Source organism: Paenibacillus amylolyticus (assembly GCF_050990605.1).
Taxonomy (GTDB): domain Bacteria; phylum Bacillota; class Bacilli; order Paenibacillales; family Paenibacillaceae; genus Paenibacillus; species Paenibacillus amylolyticus_H.
In genome coordinates, this window is sequence record NZ_CP158832.1 from 4,564,686 (window position 1) to 4,576,290 (window position 11,605).

An 11,605-nucleotide genomic window follows, 5' to 3' on the forward strand; every position below is an offset into this window, starting at 1 on the left:
TTCACTATAATACCTTTAGTAATCCATGTAACACAACTTTAATCATTTATATAATAAACACAGTGTCACAATAATGAATCAATCACATCCGTAGAGGAGAGGAAGATAAAAATGGAAAAAGAACACATCACCACATTGCATACTTATGTGGATCAGGCAATTGACCTCGCTATAAGCGAAAAAAGAATCGTAGGAACGGTTGTACAGGTCGCATTAGGAGGAGAACTGATATACAGCCGGGCTGCTGGTTTCGCAGATAGGGAGCAAAAGCGTACCATGGCAGAAAACGCTCTGTTCCGACTGGCTTCCGTAACTAAACCCATTGTGTCCACAGCAGCTCTGGCATTGGTCTCACAAGGAAAGCTGAGTCTGCATGATCCGGTGACTCGCTGGCTACCTGCATTCCGGCCCAAGCTTGCCAATGGTCAGGATGCTTTAATATCAGTACATCAGTTGATGACGCACACCGCAGGCTTGACATACCGTTTCTTCCAAGAAGATCAGGGAACCTATGAGCTCGCAGGAGTATCGGACGGAATGGATTGGTCTGAAATTAGTCTGGAAGAGAATTTGCAAAGGCTTGCTTCTGTTCCTCTTCTGTATGAGCCAGGCAACATGTGGAGATATTCCATTGCGACAGATGTACTTGGTGCCGTTATCGAAAAGGTAACTGGGATGTCACTACGTGAAGCTGTTCAATCTCTCGTTACTCATCCACTCCACATGACGGACACTGATTTTGTTGCGGTGGATTCGGATCGGTTGACCGCTGCATACGCTGATGGTTCTGAAGAACCGCGTCTTCTCCATAATGAGTTAGAGCTGATTCCTTTTATTGAAGGTACGGCCGGTTTCCGGCTTGCCCCCAATCGTGCGAATCATACTTCTGTTTACTTATCGGGCGGAGCAGGCATGGTTGGAAGTACCGGAGATTTTCTTACTTTACTTGAAGCATTGCGACAAGGAGGACAGCCTCTCCTTACAGAAGCCGTTGCGGCTGAGATGTCTACGAATCAAATCGGTGATCTCGTGATGCCATACTGGCCAGGCAGAGGGTTTGGGCTTGGTTTTACAGTACTTAAAGATCCTGTTGCAGCTGGTACACCGGAATCCCCGGGTACTTGGCGAATGGGTGGAACCTACGGTCATTCCTGGTTTGTTGATCCCAAAGAAAAACTTAGTGTTGCAGCATTCACCAATACAGCACTTGAAGGGATGTCGGGCCAATACACTACCGATATCTGTGATGCCATCTACGCAGGCCTTCGTAGAAGCAAAGAAGCTGCAAGAATATAAAAAATATAAATACCCGCCCAATCTGATTGGGCGGGTCTACTTGTTAACAAAACCAGGTTCTACGGTCTGCTACTGCTCAAGTTTCTCTTTTTGAAGAGGTAAATCCCTGCAACCAGGATAAACCACACCGGAGTGACAAATAACGCCACCCGCGTGTCTTCAGCCAATGCCAATACCACCAGCACAAACGCGAGAAAAGCCAAAATCAAAACGTTAGAGAACGGATAAAGCGGCAGTTTGAAGCGGCTGCGACTCGCCAGTTCCGGCTGAGTACGACGATATCTGAGATGACAGATCACCATAATGCCCCAGACAAAGATAAAGCACACGGTCGACACACTTGTGATTAGCGTAAATACGCCCTCCGGCATGATATAATTCAGAACAATCGCGATCAAAATAACAATCGTGGAGAAAAACAGCGCGTTGGCAGGAACCTTCCTGTTATTCAGTCTTGCAAACGACTCGGGTGCGTTGTGATCCTTTGCCATGGAGAACACCATACGGCTTGTACTGAAAATGGCACTGTTACACGCCGAAGCTGCGGATGTTAACACCACGAAATTCACAATACCAGCCGCTGCCGCAATACCTACCGCTGCAAATACCTGTACAAACGGACTTTCCGTAGGCACAATGGCGTTCCACGGGTAGATACTCATAATAATCAGCAATGCGCCAACATAAAAAAGCAATACCCGAATCGGAATCTGGTTAATTGCTTTCGGAATCACCTTCTCCGGGTTCTCCGTTTCCCCCGCTGTGAGCCCCACCAGTTCCATGCCTACAAAGGCAAATACCACCATCTGGAACGATATGATGAACCCATGCAGTCCATTCGGAAACCATCCCCCATGACTCCACAGATTGGTGAAACTCGCTGGACCCTGATCCGTTGTAAAACCTTTGAATATCATATATAAACCAACAACAATAAGTGCCAAGATGGCCACGACTTTAATCAGGGCAAACCAGAATTCCATCTCACCAAACAACTTGACCGTTGCCAAGTTCATGATTAGTAAAATGACCAGCGCAATTAACCCTGGCATCCACTGAGGTACATTGGGAAACCAAAACTGCGTATACAATCCAACGGCCGTAATATCAGCCATGGCAATGGAGATCCAGCAGAACCAGTAGGTCCAGCCTGTAATAAATGCCGCCATATTTCCCAGGTAATCACGCACAAAATCGACAAAGGAATGATACTGCAAGTTGCTTAACAGCAGCTCCCCCAATGCACGCATGATCAGGAACAACACAACACCCGTAATGAGGTAGGCCAGCAAGATGGATGGCCCTGTCAGCTGGATCGTTTTGCCTGCTCCGAGAAACAGACCTGTACCGATCGCACCACCAATCGCCATCAACTGTACGTGCCTGTTCTTTAATCCCCTTGTTAACGTTTCTTGCTGCATGATCAACCACCACTCTCTTTCTGCCACTGCTCTCTACGATGCAAAATATTATTACTCATCATATAATAATCTGCCCAGAATACATATCCCTTTTTTATATATTTTTTTGCACAGCAAAGAGGCCACCTTTGTAAAAGGTGACCTCTGATTATGTACACGTTCACCATACATACCTGATGAAATATATTAAAATATAAACCAAACATAGTACGGAAACGAATAAAAAGGCCATCGCCAATGGTCGTTCGTTTTTCCAAATTCGAATCGCATTAGCAACACTAATCATCCATAACGCAAGCAAGTTAATAACACTCGAATACGAATGAAATGAGTTGAACACGATCATAATCATCCCTACAATCCAGATGAACCAAAACCAAAGTGGAATCTTCTGAAAAAGCTGCTTCATTATGATGTACTCCTTATATATTAGAATGGTCAATTTACAACATATTCTCTAACAGGAATGAAAATCCTTTTATTCAGGTTATAACCCCAAATAATAGATACGATTTAGACTCAATTTTAAGGATTCCCACAGTAAAAAGGGCTCCCGCTAAAGGCGCCCTCTGGTCTGTTCAACAACTACTTTTGCTTATAAAACTCATGATACAGCTTCATTAACGCCCGCTTCTCAATCCGGGATACATAAGAACGTGAGATGCCCAGTTCCTTCGCAATTTCGCGTTGAGTTCGTTCTTCCCCGCCTGCTTCCAGGCCAAATCGACCGATCACAACTTCCTTCTCCCGATCATCCAGGATGTCGAGATTGCGATAAATTTTGCTTTTTTCAATCTTGAGCTGTACCCGATCCACGACATCATCAGCTTCTGTGCCAAGGATATCGATCAATGTGATTTCATTGCCTTCTTTGTCCGTACCGATGGGGTCATGCAGGGATACATCTTTGCGTGTTTTCTTCAGGGAACGCAGATGCATAAGTATCTCGTTTTCAATACATCTCGCGGCAAATGTGGCAAGCTTTGTGCCTTTGCCTTGTTGAAAACTTTCGATCGCTTTGATCAAACCAATGGTTCCGATGGAAATCAGGTCTTCCTGATCTTCACCCGTATTGTCGAACTTCTTGACGATATGCGCGACGAGGCGCAGATTGTGTTCAATGAGCAGATTGCGGGAGTGAGCATTGCCTTCAGCCATAAGGCGCAAATGTTTGGCTTCATCATCCTCAGCCAGTGGCTGGGGGAACGCATTATTTTTGACATACGAGACGAGTAACGTTAACTCTTTAATGAATAGAGCAATTGCGGTAAACAATCCGGGCACAGATGACACCTCCTGCAGTTTTACAACGTTCTGGCCTGAGCACGTGTGGGAACAGGGTCGATCTATTGTATGTAGGCAGAGGCCCAGAAGTGCACGTACACTCGAAAAAGGGGAGGATCTTGCGAAGATTTCACAGACTCACAGAAACGATGGAGCCCACCCGCTGAAGCAGAAGAAATTCTTTTTCCACACTTTCGATAAAATACTTCTTTTCACCAAATAGGACAACATCATTCTGGGCTAATGAAACATCACTTTTAAAATAGATCACATTGTCCGTTTCACGGAACGCACCTTTGTAATAAAACATCATATCCCTCTCCTTCATCACAGTACCTATACCTATGTAATAATAAATTAAACCAATACGTACGCTCTCATTAACCCCATCTCCAAAATTAATAATACCCTATATGCTCCATTCAGATAACTTGATTCATTATAAAAACATAACAAAAACCCCAGCTCTGTACGAAACAGAACTGAGGTTGCAGCGCATCCAATATGAATCCCAGATATCTGAGAATCCCTAGGAATGTCGGTTTATTACTTGAAGATTCGTTGAGAGAATTGATACAAGCCGCTGTTCCAGACAGATGGTTCGTGTCCACCTACATCCAGATACCAGGTATGCGGAATGTTCATGCTGCTCAAACCGTTTTTGAAATTCTGGCTGACCCATAACAGGCCATCACTTGATCCACAGGAGATCCACAACAATTTGAGTTGGCTAGCCACTTGCCCCGGGTTGGACACCAGCTGTGATACAGATTGTGTATTCGGTGCAGCCGAGAAGGCCCCTACCCAGGCGAAGGTATTCAGATTTTTCAATCCGAAGTTAAGCGACTGCCCACCACCCATGGACAGACCGGCCAACGCACGACTATTCTTGTCTTTGTATACCGGATAATTGGCCTCGATATGAGGAATCAGATCCTTGAGCAGGTCTTGCTCGAATCGTTCAAATGCAGCCACTTTGTCCGGGGCAAAAATGTCACCAACTGGACGGTCGTCCTTCATGGCGCGGCCATTTGGCATGACAACGATCATATCTGACAGCTTGCCTTCAGAATACAGGTTGTCCAGAATGTTCTTCGGTTTCATGGCGTTTACCCACTCATGCTCATCCCCGCCGATACCGTGCAAGAGATACAGGACGTTATACTTTTTATTCTGAGAATACCCTGGCGGTGTATACACCGTCGCTTTCCGTGTATTGCCTACCGTAGTGGAATAATAGGAGATCAGATTGGTATTGCCGTGCGGAATATTGTTACGATACGCATCATACCCCGGCGGTGCAGGCACAACCGGCGTGTTAGCCAGCGCATTTTGCCCCGAGTTATCCATGGTCCCGGTCGCTCCCTGATCAATCACCGCCTGAATGGGAGTCGGAGCTACCGTTTCCTGCATATCGGCTGCAGACGCCATCGTGGGTACAAGGAGTGCTGCTGTGATGGAGAGACTCAGAATCTTGGACAGACGTTTTTTCATCAATATCAATCTCCTTTGGAATATGATTTTAAACCGTGTACAAACCTCATAACAGGTCTTTCAGATACACACAAAACCTTAGTTGAAAGCCCTTACATTTTAAAGTAAAGTTCCTCCTTTCCACGCATGAATACGGACCGCCATGCTTTGCCTTTCCCAATATGGAAGTAAAGATCCACGATCCATAATTTACAATGAATTCCAATTACAACTTTATTATATCACCTCCCAAGACTTGTACATCATCAAAAGACTTAAATAACTATACCTTTTAGTTAAAAAAGTATACTTCTGCACACCACCAGACCGTCTATTCGCTTCCAACTCCGGATCTCATCATGACATAAAAAAACACCTCAACTCTCCATGTTCAACGGAAGAATTGAGGTGAACGGATTTCATTTTCAACTTGCTGACACGGCCTCTGCAACCTCGACTACCTCTGGCCCATGATGTTTACGCTCCACGAACAGACTGAACAGCAGTCCTAGCAAACCCAATCCGGCAATAACTGCGGCATATAAAGGTACGGATATAAGTCCCGTGTGGGTAATTGCATATCCACCCAGATAGGCACCACCTGCATTCCCCAGATTAAATGCGGAGTGACTTGATGTTGTCGCCAGCAGCGGCGCTTCACGGGTCATATTCATGATGCGAATCTGCAATCCTGGCATGATCCCAAAGGCCGCAACACCCCAGAAGAATATCGTGATCACCGCGAGATATGGATTCTCCAAGGTAAGCGTTAGTGCAGCCAGAAGAACAGCCAGGATTCCAAAGTTGACGATCAGGGAAGGCATCAGCTTCCAGTCCGCCAGGCGACCGCCCACCATGTTGCCCAACGTAACACCAAACCCGAACAGCACCAGAATCCAGGTCACACTCTGTTCGGCAAAACCACTAATGTCCACAAGCATCGGCGTGATATACGTGAATACGGCAAACAGACTTCCACAGCCCATCGCGCCAACAAGCAGAACCAACAATACTTGGGGACGAACCAAATTCCGAAATTGCTGTCCGAGGTTTGCCGGTGCACCTTGCGGGAGGACGGGAATGAAACGAATGATGCCAATCAACGAAATGATGCCCAAGATCGTAATTGCCCCGAAAGATGACCGCCATCCAAGCTGTTGCCCGATAAATGTACCAAACGGAACGCCAATGATGTTGGCAATTGTTAGCCCCGCGAGAACAACCGATACCGCTCCTGCCCTTCTCTCGGGTGCAACGAGCCGCGTTGCCATGATTGAACCTACACCGAGGAACGTACCATGGGCAAATGCCGTTAATATCCGTGCAGAGATTAACAGACCATATGTCGGAGCAATGACAGACAATGCGTTCCCGATAATGAAAATGCACATCAGCAGTACCAGCAGTTTTTTCTGCGGAATCTTGTGTGTAAACACGGTTAAGATCGGCGCACCTACCGCTACACCAAGAGCATATCCCGTGATGAGTTGTCCTGCCTGTGGAATGCTTACATTCAAGTCTGTTGCCACATTGGGCAGCAGGCCCATAATGATAAATTCAGTCATACCAATCGCAAAAGCTCCAATCGTCAGGCATAACAGGGACAATGGAAACGCCCCTCGTTTACCGGACTGCGAAGCCTCTAGTTCTGTTTTGAATTCTGTATTGTGTCCAGTCGTGCTCATAGATGTTCTCTTCTCCTGTCTCTTCATCAACGATTTTCTGTCGCCTTCAACCACAAGGCTTCTGTTAGTTGTTCGAACGTTTCACGCATAGCCAGCTTGTCCCGCCAGTGTGCCGGAATACCACTCAGACCATAATAAGCGCCTGCAATCTGCCCATACACCGCACCCGTAGTATCCGCATCATCACCCAGATTAACAGCTAACAACGCACCTTCTTCAAAGCTCGACGACTTATGGAATGCCCATAATGCTGCTTCGAGTGAACGAACCACATATCCACTGCCCTTGATTTCGGGTGGTTCTTTGCTCTGATATGACCCCCTAACAACCTCTTCAATGGCGGGTGAAAAAGAAGCCTCTTTCCTCCACTGTCTGCATGTCTCCGGCATCAGCATGACGCTCTTGTCCGCTCCCCGCAGACCGGCAACAAGTATGGCGGCCAGCACTTCACATGCTTCCACGCTTTCCGTTGCAGCATGTGTTGTCCGGGAGCTCAGCCCGGCATAGTGGACCGCCTCGTTTGGTTGATTAGCGTAAGCCATCGCGACAGGTGCAAGCCTCATAATAGAGCCATTGCCCGCCGTCATCGGGTCAGTTGATCCGCTGTAGTCTTCTCCAGTGATCTCAAACCTCTCCAAGGCACTTCGTGTGGCCCCGCCGATATCAAAGCAATCGCCTGTACTGCTCATATACCCGACCTTGTACCAATTGGTGTATCTGCGCATCTGATCCGCAGGATCAAAGCCTGCCTTGCGTACCAAACTTTCTGCCAGACATAGAGCCATGGATGTATCATCTGTCCACTGCCCAGCCTCCAGCCCGAATACGCCGCCACCCACGATATCCGTTACGGGTTCAAACGTGCCCGGGCTACTGAATTCCACGGTTGTTCCGAGCGCATCACCCGCTGCAAGCCCGATAAAGCAGCCATTAAAGCGGTCCTTTTGCAGCATACTTGTCTTCCTCCCTTACTCCATATACTTTCAGAATCTTTCTTCCATTCTCCCACAGGGCCTGATCTGGCGTAAAGCTAATAAAATCCAATCAATGAAGCTTCATTTCTTCTATTATAAATGTGTCGAAAGCTGTTGAACGGCCAGATTATCCAATTTTCATAAAAAAAGTTTTATTTTTATGAGCCGTAAAAACTGTTTATTCAGTATACCGCTTACATGCAAAAGGGTTAACGTTTTGCAACGTCCACCATTTTCTGAAAACAAATCACACATGTGAAAATTTTCAATGTAAACAATCATAACGCGCTTGACCCCTAGGTTTGTCCTATGTTACGGTTTTATTAGCTTCAAACGCATATTTTTTCCCAAATTAATATTCATTTTCGGATTATTGCGTCAACTAATATCCCGCAGGTTAATGAATACAGGGAATGAATTTGCAGAAAATTTTCATTTTGTTTTTATCCCTAAACTAATTCTGAAACAGGAGGAACAAATTTATGATTAAGGCACTGGTGTTTGATTTCGACGGAACGATTATTGATACAGAGACAGCATGGTATATTGCTTTTCGTGATGCTTACAAGGAACACGGCGTGGATCTAACCCTGGAGATGTATTCACAATGCATCGGTACCAGTCTGAAAACATTTAATCCGTATGAGTACCTCATCACAGATTTGAATCTTCCGATCGATCGGGAAGCGTTCAGGGAGTCTGTTCAGTTGCAGCACGCTGCATTGATGAACAAAGAGGTGGTTCGTCCGGGTATTCAGAATTACCTTGATGAAGCACGCAAAGCCGGACTAAAACTGGCTGTAGCATCCAGCTCCAAACGGGAGTGGGTTGAACAGCATCTGGAACAATTGAAACTGAAAGATTATTTTGAAGTCATTCGTACGGCAGATGATGTTGCCAATGTGAAGCCTGACCCGGAACTCTACAATCAAGCGCTTGAAGCCCTTGGAGTAACTGCAGACGAAGCCGTAGCGATTGAGGATTCACCTAACGGCGCGCGTGCAGCTGCTGCGGCTGGTATGCACTGCGTAGTCATCTCGAATACCATCACAGGAACACTGGAATTCGATATGCCTCACCAACGGCTGTCTTGCTTGACCGACCTTACTTTTAACGATTTGATTTCGAAGCCACTCGTCACTACCGTCTAAGGTCTGCACGAATTTCGCGATTTAATCCTTAAAGGGGGAGTTCACACATGAAAGCTGTACATTTTGGTGCGGGCAATATAGGCCGCGGTTTTATAGGTCATATGTTGTCCGCTTCCGACTATGAAGTCTGCTTTGTCGCACGTAACCCGAAAAAAATCTCCATGCTTCAAGAGAGACAGGAATATCCGATTACACTTGCCAATAGCGATCAGGACACTACAATTGTCAACAACGTGACGGCTATCAATGTGAGTGAGCAGAATCTCGTTGCGGAAGAGATCGCTTCAGCCGATCTGATCACAACTGCGGTGGGTGTATCTGCACTCGCAGATATCGCCGAGCCGATCGCCAAAGGCATTCAACTTCGCATGAAAAACAATAATCAGGCGCCACTGCATATCATCGCTTGCGAGAATGCCATCGGTGGTAGCACCAGGCTGAAGAAACGCATCTATCCATTTCTGGATGAACAAACTCGCAAAAAAGCCGAACGTTATGTTTCTTTCCCCAATGCAGCTGTGGACCGGATTGTTCCGGCTCAAAACCACAAGGACCCGCTGCAGGTCACGGTTGAACCTTTTTACGAATGGGTTGTTCACCGTCCAGCACTTCTGGATGGATTTAAGAAAATTGATGGCGTCCATTATGTGGATTCCCTTGAACCTTATATCGAACGTAAAATGTTTACGGTAAATACAGGCCACTGTGTCGCCGCATACTTCGGCTATCTCGAAGGATTCAAGACGATCCGCCAGGTTATGAGTAATTCTACCCTTCGGACCAAGGTACGCCATGTTATGGAAGAGACGGGTCAGATGCTCATCCAGAAGCATGGATTCAACGCTCAAAAACATAACAAATATATCGACACCATATTGGAACGCTTCGCCAATCCCAACCTGACGGATCAGGTCACCCGGGTTGGACGTTCCCCCCTTCGCAAGCTTTCGCCTCATGATCGGCTTGTTCGCCCAGCGCTGCAGGCCATTGAATTCGGAATTGAAATTCCCCATTTAACTTCTGCTATGGCGGCCGCAATGCTGTTCAATGACAAACGCGACGAGGAAGCCATGAAGCTACAACACATGATTCGCGAAGATGGCGTCTCCGCCTTCATCCGTGAACGCATGGGAATTCCCGATGAACATCCCGTTCACCAGAATGTAATCGCCCGCTATCAGGAACTCAGAGGGCGAAAAGAATCGACTATACTAACCTAAGTAACACTGATCAAGGCATTGGTTCGATCCTGCAAACTGAATAGAAGCAAGGCCCAGAAGCCGGGAGGAACCTATGCAGCAGCATGATTCCTTCCGGCTCTTTGTCTATACACGGGGCACGGTACATTCTATCTATATTGTAGTAACGTTAATAAAACAGCGCATCTCCTCTTTCAAGGAAACACACTGTTTAGGGAATCTTTTTTCTACTCATTCATAATGGAATTGAGGGATGCGTATGCCATGGGCAGGAAACCTTCCGAAGGTTCACCAATCGGTGCATGGATGTGGAAAACAAAACCATTGCCGTCCAGCTCTTTCACAATAAAATACTCTGTTTTCTTATCATTCTGGGACATCATGTACAATTTTGCATCCTTCATTGGCCCATTACTGAGTTGTTCAGCCGTTAATTGTTTCACTTCTCCGGTCTCGGACAACTCTTCCTTGGCATCCATCTTCAGCGCATCCAGATTGTAATTCGCCGGCAGCTTCTCAATCTCTACCTCATAATCCGGATCAATCTTCATTGTTAATTCATGATCTTCCGGGTCAAAAGCCATCGGTTCGAACACATAAAGTGAATAACCTTTCGCTTGTGCCAGTGTTACAGGGCGCTTCTCGGTCATACCTTCAACCGTCACTTCCAGCTCTGATGTCTTCGGACGATCGGACGTCACAGTACCGCCTGCATTGGAACCGTTATTGTCATCACTCGATTCCATCTTTGCGATCTCTGTAAGTACCAACTGTTTCGTTGTTGCATCAATCGTTTTCTCTACATATTTGAAACGAACGGAATCTTCGTCATCGATATCATCCAGAGACTTCTGCAGATCTTCGCTCACCTGGAATGACATCGGCTTCTCATTCACTCGAATCTCAACGGTATGCGGATCAGCCCATCCAGTCAGAATACCTTCTGCTTCTATTGCAGCACTTTCATTCGGTTGTTGCTCCGGTGCTGGTGACTGTTCTTCCGTGTTATTCACTGGTGGCTGTGCAGCAGGATTACTGTTCCCACAGGCCACAAGCGAGAATCCCATAAGTAAAACCAGGAGTGATGCACTGACTTTCATTGTATTTCCTTTTCGCATATGA

The 11,605-nt window shown here is 46.4% G+C and carries 10 protein-coding genes; 3 read left to right on the forward strand and 7 right to left on the reverse strand.

What is annotated here, in order from left to right; all coding sequences use genetic code 11:
* The first annotated feature begins 111 nt into the window (after positions 1–111).
* Positions 112–1,296: a serine hydrolase domain-containing protein gene (locus ABTV53_RS20295; protein WP_433745742.1), complete on the forward strand. Its 1,185-nt coding sequence runs from the start codon at positions 112–114 to the stop codon at positions 1,294–1,296.
* 59 nt (positions 1,297–1,355) lie between these two features.
* Here the strand turns inward: ABTV53_RS20295 and ABTV53_RS20300 are convergent, their stop codons facing one another.
* The 6 genes from ABTV53_RS20300 to ABTV53_RS20325 form a co-directional block, all read right to left on the reverse strand.
* Entirely contained in the window at positions 1,356–2,717 is a 1,362-nt protein-coding gene (locus ABTV53_RS20300) for an amino acid permease (protein WP_433745745.1), read from the reverse strand.
* Positions 2,718–3,302: 585 nt separating this feature from the next.
* Entirely contained in the window at positions 3,303–4,001 is a 699-nt protein-coding gene (gene sigK / locus ABTV53_RS20305; RefSeq protein ID WP_090915017.1) for an RNA polymerase sporulation sigma factor SigK, read from the reverse strand.
* A gap of 130 nt (positions 4,002–4,131) precedes the next feature.
* Positions 4,132–4,314, reverse strand: a complete 183-nt coding sequence (locus tag ABTV53_RS20310; RefSeq protein ID WP_249912092.1) for a hypothetical protein — start codon at positions 4,312–4,314, stop codon at positions 4,132–4,134.
* Between the two features lie 233 nt (positions 4,315–4,547).
* Positions 4,548–5,495, reverse strand: a complete 948-nt coding sequence (locus ABTV53_RS20315) for an alpha/beta hydrolase (protein ID WP_421892734.1) — start codon at positions 5,493–5,495, stop codon at positions 4,548–4,550.
* Positions 5,496–5,899: 404 nt separating this feature from the next.
* Positions 5,900–7,159: an MFS transporter gene (locus ABTV53_RS20320; RefSeq protein ID WP_433745748.1), complete on the reverse strand. Its 1,260-nt coding sequence runs from the start codon at positions 7,157–7,159 to the stop codon at positions 5,900–5,902.
* A gap of 26 nt (positions 7,160–7,185) precedes the next feature.
* Positions 7,186–8,112 (reverse strand): ADP-ribosylglycohydrolase family protein, encoded by a 927-nt coding sequence (locus ABTV53_RS20325; RefSeq protein WP_433745751.1) that lies wholly within the window; start codon positions 8,110–8,112, stop codon positions 7,186–7,188.
* A 503-nt stretch (positions 8,113–8,615) separates the two neighbouring features.
* Between ABTV53_RS20325 and ABTV53_RS20330 the strand changes: the two genes are divergently transcribed.
* Together ABTV53_RS20330 and ABTV53_RS20335 are read left to right on the forward strand one after the other, a co-directional pair.
* Positions 8,616–9,284, forward strand: coding sequence for an HAD family hydrolase (locus tag ABTV53_RS20330; protein ID WP_017687123.1), 669 nt, complete (start codon positions 8,616–8,618; stop codon positions 9,282–9,284).
* 47 nt (positions 9,285–9,331) lie between these two features.
* On the forward strand, positions 9,332–10,504 hold the full coding sequence (locus ABTV53_RS20335) for a mannitol-1-phosphate 5-dehydrogenase (RefSeq protein ID WP_433745754.1): 1,173 nt from the start codon (positions 9,332–9,334) through the stop codon (positions 10,502–10,504).
* A 206-nt stretch (positions 10,505–10,710) separates the two neighbouring features.
* Here ABTV53_RS20335 and ABTV53_RS20340 read toward each other — a convergent pair whose 3' ends face one another.
* The gene (locus ABTV53_RS20340) at positions 10,711–11,601 is read right to left on the reverse strand and encodes a hypothetical protein (protein WP_433745757.1); all 891 of its coding nucleotides are present in this window, start codon (positions 11,599–11,601) and stop codon (positions 10,711–10,713) included.
* Between the last annotated feature and the right edge of the window lie 4 nt (positions 11,602–11,605).